Source organism: Colwellia sp. 6M3 (assembly GCF_014077595.1).
In the GTDB taxonomy this organism is placed as follows: domain Bacteria; phylum Pseudomonadota; class Gammaproteobacteria; order Enterobacterales; family Alteromonadaceae; genus Cognaticolwellia.
This window is the reverse complement of record NZ_JACGWF010000045.1, coordinates 1-14,324: the sequence shown is the minus strand read 5'-3', so window position 1 is coordinate 14,324 and position 14,324 is coordinate 1. Positions and strand designations below refer to the sequence as shown.

Sequence of the window (14,324 nt, the reverse complement as noted above, 5' to 3'; positions counted from 1 at the left end):
AATATTTTTCAGTAGGTTATAAATAAAGCATATATTGGTACGAAAAACGCTTATGTATGTGTAGTTTGTAACTTATTAATTTGAGAAATATATTATGTTAAGTTGGGTATTCACTTTTTAGTTATTGCTATTATTGCAGTAATATTCGATTTTGGTGGTATCGTTGGCGCAGCAGCGGGTATTGCTAAAATTATATTTTTTATTTTCGTTGTATTGTTGGTTACCTCATTAATTATCAATACAATTCGTGGTAAAACAAACCACCAAAAATTTAGGGAAAAACACATGACTTTTATTAAAAAATTATCAACCACACTTATTTTCTTTGTCGCAATGTTTGGCTTAACAGCTTGTAGTGAAAAAGATGCAGAAAAAGCAGGTGACAAAGTTGAAGAAGCCGTTAAAGGTGCTGGCAATATGGCTAAAGATGCTGGTGATAAACTAAATGAAATGAAAAAAGATGCCGGTAACGCACTTGATGCCGCGGGCGAAAAAGCAAGTGAAATGAAAGAAGATGCTGGTGAAGCGATTGAAGGTGCTGGCGAAAAAGTAAGTGAAATGGCAAGCGATGCGGGTCATAAGTTAGATGAAATGAAAACCAGTGTTAGCGATAAATTTGGTGGAATGAAAAAAGACGCAAGTAACGCCATTGAAGATGCTTGTGAAGAAGCTAAAGAAGGCGTAGACGCTGAAGATGACGATTGTTAATTATAGTTTGACCCGTCCTAGTATGGGTTGACAGTAATTGAATTAAAAAAGGCCTATATAGGCCTTTTTTTCGTTCAATAATAAAATAAATTTTACTCGGTTAACTGGTCGTTCCTAACCATCTTGGTCATTGCTCCTGCGTTACTTTGAAGATTGTTATTCATTTAAGAATATAGCTTCTGATATCAACAAACCCTCAATGTCAGCTAAAAGAGTGACAATTGCTGTTTTCATCGATGAAAACGACCACATCACCCCTTGTTTGGTTAAGTTTTCTAACTAGCAATCAAAGCTTAAAAAGGCTGGTTCAATGTTGAATACTTTCTGGTACTGAGTTCTTAAATCTTATTGGTTTATTTTTTACTTTTAATTATTGAAATATATGAATAAAAAATTAGTTTTAATTATTTTTTAAATTAATTTGGAATAAATATCACACGTTAGCCGTTATCTCAGTGTCATTAACATAAACAGACATTAGAGGAAGCAAACATGACTAAATTAAATAAAATTGCACAAGTATTGGTATTAAGTGGTATGAGTTGTTGGGTAAGTATCGCGCAAGCCGCTGATATTGAAATTAGCCAAAACACCCAAGTTAACCAAGAAACTAAAGTTTCTCAGCAAGTAGATAGTTCTGATAACTCAGCTCAAATGTCGACACAATCTGATACTTCAGTTGAAAGCGATACGCAAGCTAAGGCTAACAGTGAGGAAGCGAATGCTTCAGAGTCTGCGCCGAACGAAAATGAAGATCAGCCTTCGAGTAACGCTACGAATATCAGTACTGCAGGCGTTTTAGATAACAAGAGTGAGTTGAACAATAGCCTATCAAATAATGTTGGCGAAAATATCAGTGTTATCTCTGGTGCGACAGCAACGTTAGCTCAGTCACTTAATCAAGTAACAAGCATAGCATTTCCAACGTTACCCGAAAGTGAAGTACCAGAAGAGTCTGACGCAATCACATCAAACGAAGCGTTAGCAACACCTGAACTTGCTGCATTAAATCCAAATATTGATAGCGCTACTTCTTTTGTTAACCGCTCAGCAGTAGCCACTCAACTTTCAGGCAATGTCGTAAACAATACCTTAGTAAATACAGCATCAAGCTTGAGTCAGTCACTTAGCCAAACAACAAGTGCAAATTTGTTAACCTTACCAGAAAATGGCACAGCAGAAGAAACTGAAGAAGTTGTACCTAGTGAAACGATGGCAACTCCTGAAAATGTGGCCCTAAACCCTACTATTGATAACGCCAATTCATTTGCTAACACGTCGCAAGTATCTCAGCAAATATCAAGTAATGTGCAAAATATCGTATCGTTAGATGCTGCAGGTCAAACTTCGCAAGTCATTGAGCAAACGGTGAACGCTAATGTTGCCGATGCCATCACTTCAAATACTCAAACGGCAATCACTGAAAACGTTAATAGCCAGATCAACAATGTTGTTACTGAGCAAATTAACACCGAGCTAGCTGCAGCAACGGCAGCTGAAGTCACTAATAGCTTGGTAAATAACTTAGATATTGGATTATAAATTTAAAAAATGCTTTAAGCGCGCCAGCAACCCTGGCGCTTTTTTATTTGAGGTGATTGAGATGAAATATATTTTAAGTAGTTTAACGTGTGCAATAAGTATGCAACTATCGGCGGCAACGTCAGAGCCAGTAAGTGTTAAAGGTGAGGTTTCTTTAGGTATTATCAGTAACTCTGCGCTGAGTGTTGATGAGCTTGATGAGGTTTCTTCACAAGGTGATAGCGGCTTGGAAAAAACCGCAGCGGTTACCGGACTTTGGAAAATCAATGATAAAGCCAAATTAGCGGCTTCATATCGTTATAATGAACAAGATTACCAAGAATTTGATGCTTTTGACTTAGCCTTACATCAAATTAGTGTTGATGGGAGTTATCAATGGCGTAAACAAGATCTAGGTTTACGCTATGATGGCGCAAAAGCCAAACTAGATGGAGAGACGTTTTTAACTTTTCAACAAGCCAGCATTTACTTAGGTACTTTTCTTCAACCACAAACGTTTTTGCGTACTAGCGCCAAGGTTAAAAGTAAAAAGTTTGCGATTATGTCTAACCGTAATGCCGACGGTTATGGTGCTAGTGCTGAATTGTTCCACTTTATTAACGACGGTGACATTATGTTTATGCTCGGCGTTAGTGCAGACAAGGAAACCGCTACCGATGCGCGATTTAATTATAGTGGTTATGGGGTGAACATTAAGCTTTCGCAAAAATTTGAATTATTTGGCTTAGCGCAAAAAGCTGCAATAGGCTGGCGCTTTCAATCGAAAGACTTTCAAGCATATAACAATGATGATATGCCCAGTCAGCTTGAATCGAAAGCAGATGAACATAGAAATATTTTTCAAGCGCAATGGCAATTAGAACTTAACAAACATCTAGCGCTGGTTAGTAAGCTTGAATATGGTGATTACCGTTCGCAACTTGATAGCCAAACCTACAGTCAAACAACCTCTTCATTGTCGATTAAAGTACAATTTTAGCGGCGTAATATCGCGCCTATACCGTAAATAGGGTCCTTGCCTTTAGGGCCCAAATCTACGGCTGATACATTTAGCTTATCTAATATTTTTTTCTTATCTTTACCATACGTTGCGGTTAAACAGGCTATCGCGGCTGTAACCTGTGGTGCGGCGATCGATGTACCAGACTCCCGACCAATACGTTGACCGCTTTTGGCGGTTAATACATTAACACCTAATGCCGAGTAGTCGACATAATCCCCTCGATTTGACCAACGATAAGCTTGTTGATTTTTGTCTATTGCACTAACCGCAATTACATCTTGATAAGCAGCCGGGTACATAGGCGGAGCCGCAGGGCCTTCATTGCCTGCAGCGGCAATGACTATAGCGCCTTTTGTGATAGCGGCGTTGAGTACACTATGTAAAATTTGATTATCAGGCCCAGCCAAACTCATATTAATCACAGTCACGTTTTGCTCTAGCAGCCAATTTATACCAGAGATTATCGCCGATAACGTCGCGCCCTGGGCGTAATCTGATTGTTGATAAAATACTTGCGCGGAATATACTTTACCTTTCGGCAAAAGTGGTACTAATTGTTTACTTTCCCCGACCAATAAACTGGCGATTACGGTACCGTGTTGCACTGATACATTTAAGTCATTAGGTAAAAAGGATTTTTCAGTAATATCAGCACTTTTAAAGGCACTATGTTTTGTGTCAATCGCACTATCAACTATGCCAACCTTTACGTCGAAATCACATACTGGAATAGTGTTATTTAGTGAGTTAATGCTCTTGTTGGCTAGGTTTACTTCAGGTAGACTCGCTTGATTTTGTACTTGATAAATATGGTTTCTCGCTAAACTAAGCGCTGCTTGGTCTGAGAGGATATTACTTAACGCTTGTTTAGAATCAAAGGCGGCGGGCACGCTAAAGCGCAGCAATGCCAGGCCTAACCCGGTATATCGATATTCTGAAATAATTTGTGCACCATGTTCAATGAGGTGCTTTTTGCTTATATTGTCAGCTAAAAGTAGCCATTGTCCTTGAACAGCCCGCCAACCATCTTCTACTTCAACATCAAACCAAAGACTTTTACCTGCGGTGGTTGTTATTGCTAATGTGGCTGGCAATGCATTAAGAGGCTCTGTAATGACTTTATCAATGTCGGGTAAAGCACTTAGCGCAAAAGGTGCTAACACTGGCGGGTTATCTAATCTCCGAGTAATATCGTTTGCTGTGCGCTCTATAACACTAACTTGTCCAATAACATTACCTGTAGACAATTGTTGAGCAGGAATAAATGTACTAAAAGCAGTAAGAAACATGGCGGTAATGGTTAAGGTTTTCATGTTAATCTTGAGCCTCAAAAATAAGTGTGGTGTTAATAAAACGTTTCAACTGAAAATATATTTCCTTTTATGGAATAAAAAACTTTTACACACGTCTTCTTAAGTAAGAGGAGTAAAAACATGCATAAAACCATTGAAAACATACTACCAATGCTAAGACGCTTTGCCTACTCATTAACGGGGAATGCTGCTGATGCAGACGACTTAGTGCAAACTACGTTGGAAAAAATACTAACAAAAGGCGTGCCTGCTGAAGTTGATGTCACTAAATGGGCATTTAAAGTTTGTCGCAATGTATGGATTGATGAATACCGTGCTCGTAAAGTTAGACAAAATGCTGTGCTTAAGCCTGAATTGCAAGAACCACAAAGCATGGATGAACAGCAAGTATTCGACAGCAAAGAAATGCTAGGCCATGTTAATGTAGCGATGAATACGTTACCTGACGAACAGCGTGCTATTTTATCTTTAGTCGCGGTACAAGGTATGTCATATAAAGAGGTGGCATCATCAATGGAAATCCCGGTTGGTACTGTGATGAGTCGGTTATCGCGAGCGCGTGCCGCATTAGTGGATATGATGAAACCTTATCGATTAGGAGCAGACGCATGAAAATAAGTGATGAAATGTTAAGTGCTTTTTTAGATGCGGAACTTAGCGAAGAAGATATGGAAGCCGTACGTTGTGCGCTGGAAACTGATGACGATTTAGTGATGCGCTTAGCTGAATTAGCACAGGTAGATCATTGGGTGGTAGAAAATTCGGCCATTATGGATACAACACCTGTTGCTGATGATTTGTTGCAACTAGCTAAAAAAATTGATAAAAAAATAGCGCAAGATAAACCTTCAGTGACAGGGGGAAATGTTGTTAGTTTGTCACGTTGGAAAAGTATCAATAAAAGCATACAAAAACATTATGCTTTAGCGGCCGGCGTTGCCATGCTATTTGGTGTTGGTACTGTAACTTTGATGCAATCACAGCAACAATCGTCAGTCATTACCGCAGGGGTAGCGCAAGCCTTAGATCAAGTGCCGAGTGGTGAAATGTCAATAACAACACAAGGCGATGCAATAACGGCAAATTTAAGTTTTACCAACCATGCAGGCGATTACTGTCGTCAGTTTCAACACGTAAACGAGCAAAAAACTAGCGTTAATATTGCCTGTAAAGAAAACACGCAATGGCAGCTTAAGCTAACAGAAAAAGTAAATCTGGCAGAAAATTTGGCAGATTATCGTACGGCGTCCAACAATGCTCAACTTGATAGCGCTATTGACGATATGATCAAAGGACCTGCTATGGATAGAGCTCAAGAACAACGAGCTATTACTAATAATTGGCAAACAACTAAAAATAACCGAGGTGAAAAATGAAAACACTTATTACAATTATTTTGATGACTTTACTGGTAACAGCTTGTTCTTCAAAGCCGGATTACCGTCCTGCAAATAAAGGTTCAGTGGGTTATAGTGAGCAAAAAATTACTAACGACAGGTTTCGTGTGCAGTTTAAAAGTGTCTCAACTAGTGTTGCCGACGCCGCAGATTATGCTTTATTAAGATCTGCTGAACTCACTCAGGCACAAGGCTTTGATTGGTTTGTAGTAACCAGTAAAGAAACTTTTGTTGAATCTGAAAAAGTTGAACCTGCTTCAGCTATTGGTTTGTCACGCCAACAACGTATTGAGCGCCGTTGTGGTTTATTAACGTGTGAAACATACTCTCGCCCAGCTAACGAGATAGGTGTGTCATTTAGTAGTGCTAATAGCCGCAAAGAAGTACACAGTATTTTAGAGATTCGCATGGGCAAAGGCGTTATGACTAACGAGTCAGGCTATAATGCTGCAGATGTAGTCGAGAACTTATCTAACAAGTTAGAGACAAACGATAAATAACATCGTTTATTCGTCTTTTATATCGATGACATCTAATAACGTTTGAATTAGTCTGCAGAATTTACGGCGTAGAGTTTATGAAGTAGAAATAGAAGAGCTAAAAAGAAATGTTTCTGCCAAACCTTATTTGGATAAAGTTTGGCAGAAAATTAACCCCCTACACTTAGGGTTACATTATTTGTGTAGGGGGGCTGTTCTAAAGAAATATTATGCTAAATCGAAGCGATCAGCGTTCATTACTTTTACCCACGCAGCGACAAAGTCATGAACAAACTTTTCTTTATTATCATCCTGCGCATAAACTTCGCTGTAAGCACGAAGAATAGAGTTTGAACCAAATATTAGATCAACACGTGTTGCTGTCCATTTAACTTTATCTGATTTACGTTCACGAATTTCATATAAGTTGTCGCCTACAGGCTGCCACTTATAGTTCATATCCGTTAAGTTCACGAAATAATCGTTTGACAATACACCTTCACTTTCTGTGAATACACCATGTTTAGTGCCACCGTGGTTAGTGCCTAACATACGCATGCCGCCAATTAATACGGTCATTTCATGTGCGGTTAATCCCATCAGTTGTGTACGATCAAGCATTAGCTCTTCCGCGCTAACTTTGTAATCACCTTTAAGCCAATTACGATATGCATCATGTAACGGTTCTAATACTTCGAATGAGTCGACATCAGTTAACTCAGCTGTGGTATCACCGCGGCCAGGGGCAAAAGGTACAGTAACATCTACACCAGCAGCTTTAGCTGCCTGTTCAATACCTACATTACCGGCTAACACAATAACGTCAGCAATGCTGACACCGCTACTGACAGCAATAGCTTCAAGCGTTGTTAATACTTTGCTTAGGCGAGCTGGTTCGTTACCTTGCCAATCTTTTTGTGGCGCAAGGCGAATACGTGCACCATTAGCACCACCACGTTTGTCAGAGTCACGATAGGTTCGTGCGCTATCCCAAGCGGTGGCAACCATGTCACTAATACTTAAGCCGCTGGCTGTTATTTTTTCTTTCACTGATTCAACGTCATAATCAGTCATACCAGCAGGTACAGGGTCTTGCCAAATTAGATCTTCTTGCGGTACTTCTGCTCCTAAATAGCGAACTTTTGGACCCATATCGCGATGGGTTAACTTGAACCATGCACGCGCGAAAACATCAGAAAAATATTCTGCATCATTAGCAAAACGTTCAGTTATCTCACGATAAGCTGGATCCATTTTCATGGCCATATCCGCGTCTGTCATGATTGGCATAGTGCGAACTGTTGGGTCTTCAACATCAACAGGTTTATCTTCTTCTTTAATGTCGACAGGCTGCCATTGCCAAGCACCAGCGGGGCTCTTTTTAAGTTCCCATTCGTGTTTAAGTAACATAGAGAAGTAACCGTTATCCCATTGGGTAGGGTTTGTTGTCCAAGCACCTTCAATACCACTTGTTACTGTGTCGCGGCCAATACCGCGCTCGGCTTTATTGTTCCAGCCCGTGCCTTGTTCTGAAATGTCGGCGGCCTCTGGTTCTCTGCCAAGTTTTGATGCATCACCATTACCGTGACATTTACCTACCGTATGACCACCCGCAGTTAGTGCAACCGTTTCTTCATCGTTCATTGCCATACGCTCAAAAGTAACGCGTATATCATGGGCTGTTTTTAAAGGATCTGGATTGCCATCTACACCTTCAGGGTTGACGTAGATCAATCCCATCATTACTGAGGCTAGTGGGTTTTCTAAATCACGTTCGCCTGAATAACGGCTATTCTCACTGTCACTTGGCGCAAGCCATTCTTTTTCTGCACCCCAGTAAGTATCTTTTTCTGGATGCCAAATATCTTCACGACCAAATGCGAAACCAAAGGTTTTTAAACCCATAGATTGGTAAGCGATAGTACCGGCATAAGTAATTAAATCTGCCCAGCTAAGTTGGTTACCGTATTTCTTTTTGATCGGCCAAAGTAAGCGACGTGCTTTATCTAAATTTGCATTGTCAGGCCAAGAGTTTATCGGAGTAAATCGTTGATTTCCGGTTGCTGCACCACCTCGGCCATCAGCGATACGATATGTACCTGCAGCATGCCAAGTCATACGAATCATTAAACCACCATAATGTCCCCAATCAGCAGGCCACCAATCTTGGCTATCAGTCATTAATTCGTGCAAATCTTTGTTTAGGGCCGCTATATCGAGGTTTTTCACTGTTTCGCGATAATTAAAATCTGGGGCCATTGGATTAGTTTTACTATCATGCTGATGAAGAATGTCGAGATTTAACGCTTTTGGCCACCATTGCATATTTGTCATTGAGCTTTCTGTCGCTCCACCGTGCATCACAGGGCATTTTCCACTAGCGGTTTTTTTATCATTCATATTAAATTTCCTTGGGTGAATTACTACAGATATATCAGGTCATCGGATTGTACGGCAGAGTTACTTAACGCGATCACATGGTTAGAAAAACTAGCAGTTAAACAATCGAATAATATAGACCTAAATTTATATCAAAAAGTTTCAGATAAATTGGTTTAAGTTGACTCAAATAATTAAAAGCGCCAGTGGTTAAGTGACGCTTAATATGGTTAATTATTTTCGTGCAAATAAGGTATTAACCATCAGCAGCATCTTGTACTGCTTCACCTGCACTTTCTATATCTTGTCCGGCACCTTCTATTGTGGCACAAGCACCTAAAGCGCTGCTCAGCAACAATACCGTTAAGATAGATTTTATGTGTGCATAGTATGTTTTTGCTTTCATTTTGCTTTCCTTTTAGGTTGTTAGCTTATTGTGATTAAAAATATTAAATTGTGCATTTTTGTTATTTAATTGAGTATGGCTCAATTAAGCATTTTTGCTGTCAATTTCGTTAGTAGTTGAGCTATTACAGCATTTTTTTGAACTCGCTTTATCATCACCATTTTTATCCGCCTTTTGGCTCAACATGGTATTTAATTTTTCACCACCTTTAGCACCAAAATCTAACGTTCTTATTGGGAATGGTATTAATATGTCAGCTTGTTCGAGCGATGATTTTATTTTTACTATCGCTTCATGTCTTGCTTTCATAAACCCGGTTTCGCCTGGATAATCTATCCAAAACCAAACTAATAAATTAATACTACTGTCAGCAAAGCTTTCTGCAAAAACTGCCGTTTCATCTTGTTTGATAATAAAGTCACACTCATTGAGTGCTTCTACAATAACCTCAGCGGCCACTTCAGGATCATCCGCGTAAGATATACCTACAGGTACTTCAATACGTCTTATGCCATTAATGCTGTAATTGGTTAGCACATTTCTAAAGAGTATTTTGTTTGGAATCACTTCCAGCTGTCCGAAAAAGGTTTCAACCAATGTATTGCGTAAATTGATGGTTTTAACGGTACCAAAAATTTCTTCTGTTTTTACAATGTCACCGATTTGAAATGGTTTTCTAATACCCATAGCAATACCAGCAATCAAGTTCTCGGTCATATCTTGAAAGGCAAAACCTATGGCTAAACCAATAATACCCGCACCGGCTAATAATGAGGTAACTGTGCCTTGTAAACCAAGAAAATCTAATGCCACAAATATGCCTGAAAGTAGCACAACAACTTTAATAATCGATGATAGCAAGTCAGCTATTTGTTTGGAGTCGAGGGCCTTTCTTAATACCTTTCGAGTAACATTTCCGACAATTCTGGCGATAATGGAAAATATAATCGCGATGAAAACTGCCACAACCATATTTGGCAGGTGCTGAATACCTGCCTCTAACCATAGTTGAAGCTTTTCGTTGATGAGTGGCCAGAATTTATCTAACTCAATTAATTTCATTGTTTTCCTTAATTTTCTTAGCGTGTGCTTTTAGTATTTTTATGTAAATTCAACTCTTTATTGAATGTCATCATCATCAGAATCAATTGGGATAATTATGCTGTTCATTGTTAGCCTCTTTATATGCCGTGGTTATTAAGATGTCATTAAAGATAATCAAGACTTATGCCAACCCATAAGCTACTGATATTGATGTGTTAATTTTTTGTGTTAATCGATTAGGTAAAGAAGCCATGTAACTTTTACAGGGTAAATTGTTAAGCCTGCAATTTTGTGGTTAATTGCTTTATAGCCTTATCAAATTAAGAGTAATGCTAACTTTATTCGTCATTACTTAAGATATTTAACGATTTTGGCATAACCTCTATATGTAAACGATTCGTTGAAAATACTTCTCCATCAATAACATATTCAAGTTCATGATCTGCAGTGATAACAATTTTCTTAGCATAGTTATGTTCACTTTGAACGGGCTGTGATTGCTCGGTAAGGCCAGACCAAGCTAATTCAGCTAAACTTAGTACATTATCAGTCATGTCTTGTTGAGGTGATATCCAAGTAACATCGAGTAAACCATCTTTAATATTCGGTGCACCTCTGCCTTGCGCTAATATCGTGGTGAATGGTGCGGCATTGGCGATAACTAAACTCGTTGTATCGACAGATTGTTCAGGGTGATCATCTATTTTTATTTTCAGGGCTAATACTTCATTGCTGTTTACTGCTTGGAAAAATGCTTGTAGGTATGCGAATTGACCACCGTTATTTTTCTCTTCTCGATTAGCACCAGTGATCATCTTGTTTTCAAAACCTAAACCTGCAAGCAGTAGCATTAAGTTTTCGTTGCATTTAGCACTATCAATTTTAGTTTTTTGACCCGCAATAATAACGTCGCATGCTGTGCTAAGCGGAATAAATTTTGAGCTGATGCCAAAAAGTACATGCGCAAGTGCGTTCGCTGTACCCATAGGTAAAATCCCCATGGTTATATCTGTTTCTACTAATTCTGTTGCTACTTCAGTTAATGTGCCATCACCACCGCTGGCAATAATAGTGTTGGCCCCGTTTTTAATCGCTTGTTGGGTTAACGTTTTAGCAGAAATTTCTTTGGTTGTTTCTAAAATATTGCAAACAAAATAGGGGGATAATCGTTGAATCACTTCGGCTTTATTTTCCAGCCATTTACCACCGCCAGATACTGGGTTGGCGATTATCCAGATATTGTTTTGTTTTGTGAATAAGTTATCTTTATTAAATTGTACTAATGCTCGCAGCTGAGCCTTATTCAACCCTGCAGTCGAGCGTATTCCTGTTATTTTTTCTAATGCTTGAGCAACGGTGAGCGATTTATTTTTACTTAATAAATAAGCTGCCATCACCAAAACTGATCTACCACGACCCAAAGCACAATGTATAACTACGCCATTAGCATTTGAAATATGGTTGTCTACCCAATGAACCGCTTTAAGTAATTCTTCTGACTTAGGACTTTTGTGATCTAATACAGGTAAATTATAATAAGCTAATTCTTCATTCTCGGCTGTCCAATCTAACCCATCGAACTCGGCAGTAACGTCCAGTATTGCACTGACACCTTGTTTTCTTAAATAAGGAATATCTGACGGAAAAAGTCGGCATGCCAAAAACAGGTTTTTCTCAATTTCTTGAATGGCAGGTACTTTGTCATATTTTCTCGCCCATGCGTTATACAGTTGTGTGCCTAATAAAAAAGGAATAAAAATCCAACGAATATAGAAAGGTATACTGCCATTACTTTTTTTTCTGAAAATCCAAGGTAAATCGAAAATATAAGCTAAGCTAACTAGCGATAAAGACAGGCCAATCCAAGCAAAAATAACTTTAAAGTAGAGTGTGCTCGTTAATAAAAGTGCTAAAAATGCCAAGATGGCGCCAATAAGATAATATTTAACGATAAACATGCAATGACTCCTATTTTCGATCGCTGGTTAAGTTGGGCTAATAAATTAGATTAACTTTGCTTAAATAAACTTTAGTTGAACACCGAAGCCAATGCGCTGTTGATGACGATTATAATCGACTAACGAATCGCCATAGCCATTAAAATATTGCATTAAAAGTTCATACCTTTCACTTATTGGGTAAGAAAGGTTAAGTTCAATACTGCCTTTATTATTACTGGTTTTTAGGTTGTTTCTCATCAACGCCATGACATTGAAGTCGCCAAGCGTAGTGCCGTAACCGAACTCTGTATGGCCCATAAATGTGGTTATATCTGGGTTGTCATCACCAGTCGAATCGAAGGGATCATCTTTTTCATCTTCCTTAATTCGATACCAAGCTTTTATGTGGTAAAAGGAATCTGCATCACTGAACATTGCTGATGCAAATAATCTATTCCAGCTTCGTGATCGTAAACCACTTTGACCATTAGATTGATGGCTTAATCCAAACCGAATTTGGTTGAATTTAAAACCCGCGAAAGTGAGCTCATTTCTCCACGAATAAAATAATTCGGGTTCATAATTAGTTTCTCTAAAGGGTTTTGAAGCTTCACCATTGTAAACTTGCCAATATGAAACCGCTGTAAAAGCCATGTATAAGCCAGAGGTGCTATTTTCTACTTGGTATAATGGTAACTTAACGCTGATTTGATATTTTGCTTCTATGTTGTCAACGTTTTCAGTACTTAAACCGCTAGCGCTGAGGGTATTTGGATCACTCACATAAGAGAAAGGCAATATATAATTTAGCCTATGTTGTGAAAATGCAAATGGATTATCAATGGCTTCACCTACAGCCTCTGAACGTTGGTCGAAAATTGACGTAAGCTCTAAATCATTAGCTTTGGTTTCAGCACTGATACCCAAGCTAATTAGCAAAGTCGTACTTATTAGTAATATTTTTTTCCAATTCAGCATTAGTGTTGAGTTGAAGTTATAGGTAAATTTTTTAATCAATTTGACATCTCTGCTTGATATTGAACAGCTAACTCTGTTTTTTGGCTAGCGCTTAAGTTTTTACCTGCCTGTTGAAAAAACTCTCTTTCTTCTTCAGCCAAGTGATGGAGCACTTTGTGTTGTAATGCTTTCATGGTTTTCAACCAAACGGGTGAATCCATATCTGTTGTTTCTAACTTTGCAATAAATTCGTCGATATCATGATGTTCAGCAATAGCATGTCGAGCGAGTTCTATTGTGCTATCGAGCTTCATCAATGGCATGTAAAAGTGACGTTCTTCGGCAATAGAGTGCTGTTTGAGTTGATGCTTTAAATCAACAAAAAAGTCGCGTCTACTAGCTGAATCACCGGTAGTGTCAACTAACGCTTTCATTAACAATCTTTGTTTTTCATGATCACTGCTCAGTGCGGCAAAAATATCCATAGAAGTACCTCGTTTTATTCATCGTTTAATCGATTACTAATACTCACAAACTTAATGAATAGATCACTTAGTGAGGTTTTTAAAACCGCCTTACTTAGGCAACTTTAGAGAACAGTAATTCGATATGTAAGAGGGTATTACACCCGCTGAAGTTAATTGATTTTATATAAGCGAGATACGTACCAATATTTTAATAACATTAAAGTGCTGTTTAATAAGACTTTTGTTGTTTTGTGAATTGTACTGAGTTTAGCGTGTTAGAAACATTTACACGTAGGTAGGTAATTATTTTAGGGTTGTTAAGGTCTAGAAGCCCTTAATTACGCAGCTATTTAAGGACTTTTAGATCAGGGCTTTTAAAATATCAAGATTAATGGGTTTTAATATCGCTTTATTAATACCTGCCTGTTTCAATGCCTGTTCAGGTACTGTTGCGCCACTCACTAATATTAGTGTTATATCTGGGTAAGTGTGTTTAATTGATTGAGCTAAATCGAGACCGTTGGCATCTGGTAGATGCAGATCAAGTAACACTGTGGTCCAGTTACTTTCGTTGCGCAGTAGGTCTTGGCATATTTGAGCTGTTTGTGCTTTTACTGCTTCAACACCTAGAGATTCAAGTAATAGTACGGTTACATCAGCGGCGTCTTCATCGTCTTCAACCACTAAAA

Annotated in this window: 13 protein-coding genes and 1 pseudogene; 6 read left to right on the top strand and 8 right to left on the bottom strand. The window is 38.6% G+C overall.

Features of this window, described 5'->3' with window-relative positions:
- Window positions 1-94: 94 nt before the first annotated feature.
- From H4J50_RS19660 to H4J50_RS11150, 3 genes and pseudogenes are all read left to right on the top strand, one after another.
- Window positions 95-267: pseudogene (locus H4J50_RS19660) on the top strand (DUF1328 domain-containing protein); the annotation flags it as partial.
- Window positions 268-1,200: 933 nt separating this feature from the next.
- On the top strand, window positions 1,201-2,250 hold the full coding sequence (locus H4J50_RS11155; RefSeq protein WP_182256428.1) for a hypothetical protein: 1,050 nt from the start codon (window positions 1,201-1,203) through the stop codon (window positions 2,248-2,250).
- A gap of 61 nt (window positions 2,251-2,311) precedes the next feature.
- Entirely contained in the window at window positions 2,312-3,229 is a 918-nt protein-coding gene (locus tag H4J50_RS11150; protein WP_182256426.1) for a surface lipoprotein assembly modifier, read from the top strand.
- On the opposite strand, the gene H4J50_RS11145 is transcribed toward H4J50_RS11150, so the two are convergent.
- Window positions 3,226-4,566, bottom strand: a complete 1,341-nt coding sequence (locus H4J50_RS11145; RefSeq protein ID WP_182256424.1) for a S8 family serine peptidase — start codon at window positions 4,564-4,566, stop codon at window positions 3,226-3,228. The two genes, H4J50_RS11150 and H4J50_RS11145, sit on opposite strands and share 4 nt — an antisense overlap.
- 120 nt (window positions 4,567-4,686) lie before the next feature.
- Between H4J50_RS11145 and H4J50_RS11140 the strand changes: the two genes are divergently transcribed.
- Genes H4J50_RS11140 through H4J50_RS11130 form a run of 3 tightly spaced genes read left to right on the top strand, consistent with a single transcriptional unit; the run spans window position 4,687 to window position 6,463 of the window.
- Entirely contained in the window at window positions 4,687-5,178 is a 492-nt protein-coding gene (locus tag H4J50_RS11140; RefSeq protein ID WP_182256422.1) for an RNA polymerase sigma factor, read from the top strand.
- Window positions 5,175-5,942: an anti-sigma factor gene (locus H4J50_RS11135; protein WP_182256420.1), complete on the top strand. Its 768-nt coding sequence runs from the start codon at window positions 5,175-5,177 to the stop codon at window positions 5,940-5,942. The genes H4J50_RS11140 and H4J50_RS11135 overlap by 4 nt, the downstream gene beginning before the upstream one ends.
- A complete protein-coding gene (locus H4J50_RS11130) occupies window positions 5,939-6,463 on the top strand; it encodes a CC0125/CC1285 family lipoprotein (RefSeq protein WP_182256418.1) in 525 nt (174 codons plus the stop codon). Before H4J50_RS11135 ends, H4J50_RS11130 begins: the two co-directional genes overlap by 4 nt.
- Window positions 6,464-6,670: 207 nt before the next feature.
- Here the strand turns inward: H4J50_RS11130 and katG are convergent, their stop codons facing one another.
- The 7 genes from katG to H4J50_RS11095 all read right to left on the bottom strand — a co-directional run.
- Window positions 6,671-8,842 (bottom strand): catalase/peroxidase HPI, encoded by a 2,172-nt coding sequence (gene katG / locus H4J50_RS11125; RefSeq protein WP_182256416.1) that lies wholly within the window; start codon window positions 8,840-8,842, stop codon window positions 6,671-6,673.
- Between the two features lie 235 nt (window positions 8,843-9,077).
- The gene (locus H4J50_RS11120; protein ID WP_108457628.1) at window positions 9,078-9,227 is read right to left on the bottom strand and encodes an entericidin A/B family lipoprotein; all 150 of its coding nucleotides are present in this window, start codon (window positions 9,225-9,227) and stop codon (window positions 9,078-9,080) included.
- An 84-nt stretch (window positions 9,228-9,311) separates the two neighbouring features.
- Complete coding sequence (locus H4J50_RS11115; protein ID WP_108457627.1) at window positions 9,312-10,289, bottom strand: mechanosensitive ion channel family protein; 978 nt, start codon at window positions 10,287-10,289, stop codon at window positions 9,312-9,314.
- Between the two features lie 320 nt (window positions 10,290-10,609).
- The gene (locus H4J50_RS11110) at window positions 10,610-12,229 is read right to left on the bottom strand and encodes a diacylglycerol kinase family protein (RefSeq protein ID WP_182256414.1); all 1,620 of its coding nucleotides are present in this window, start codon (window positions 12,227-12,229) and stop codon (window positions 10,610-10,612) included.
- A 60-nt stretch (window positions 12,230-12,289) separates the two neighbouring features.
- On the bottom strand, window positions 12,290-13,150 hold the full coding sequence (locus H4J50_RS11105; protein ID WP_259366232.1) for a phospholipase A: 861 nt from the start codon (window positions 13,148-13,150) through the stop codon (window positions 12,290-12,292).
- A 74-nt stretch (window positions 13,151-13,224) separates the two neighbouring features.
- Window positions 13,225-13,653: a hemerythrin domain-containing protein gene (locus H4J50_RS11100; protein WP_108457625.1), complete on the bottom strand. Its 429-nt coding sequence runs from the start codon at window positions 13,651-13,653 to the stop codon at window positions 13,225-13,227.
- A gap of 342 nt (window positions 13,654-13,995) precedes the next feature.
- Window positions 13,996-14,324: response regulator (locus H4J50_RS11095; RefSeq protein WP_182256412.1), on the bottom strand; the 329-nt coding region annotated here is incomplete at its 5' end.

Excerpts from the sequence above, each read along its gene's own strand:
- H4J50_RS11155 (WP_182256428.1), top strand. The coding sequence starts at position 1,201 with ATGACTAAATTAAATAAAATTGCACAAGTATTGGTATTAAGTGGTATG.
- H4J50_RS11150 (WP_182256426.1), top strand. The coding sequence starts at position 2,312 with ATGAAATATATTTTAAGTAGTTTAACGTGTGCAATAAGTATGCAACTA.
- H4J50_RS11145 (WP_182256424.1), bottom strand. The coding sequence starts at position 4,566 with ATGAAAACCTTAACCATTACCGCCATGTTTCTTACTGCTTTTAGTACA.
- H4J50_RS11140 (WP_182256422.1), top strand. The coding sequence starts at position 4,687 with ATGCATAAAACCATTGAAAACATACTACCAATGCTAAGACGCTTTGCC.
- H4J50_RS11135 (WP_182256420.1), top strand. The coding sequence starts at position 5,175 with ATGAAAATAAGTGATGAAATGTTAAGTGCTTTTTTAGATGCGGAACTT.
- H4J50_RS11130 (WP_182256418.1), top strand. The coding sequence starts at position 5,939 with ATGAAAACACTTATTACAATTATTTTGATGACTTTACTGGTAACAGCT.
- katG (WP_182256416.1), bottom strand. The coding sequence starts at position 8,842 with ATGAATGATAAAAAAACCGCTAGTGGAAAATGCCCTGTGATGCACGGT.
- H4J50_RS11120 (WP_108457628.1), bottom strand. The coding sequence starts at position 9,227 with ATGAAAGCAAAAACATACTATGCACACATAAAATCTATCTTAACGGTA.
- H4J50_RS11115 (WP_108457627.1), bottom strand. The coding sequence starts at position 10,289 with ATGAAATTAATTGAGTTAGATAAATTCTGGCCACTCATCAACGAAAAG.
- H4J50_RS11110 (WP_182256414.1), bottom strand. The coding sequence starts at position 12,229 with ATGTTTATCGTTAAATATTATCTTATTGGCGCCATCTTGGCATTTTTA.
- H4J50_RS11100 (WP_108457625.1), bottom strand. The coding sequence starts at position 13,653 with ATGGATATTTTTGCCGCACTGAGCAGTGATCATGAAAAACAAAGATTG.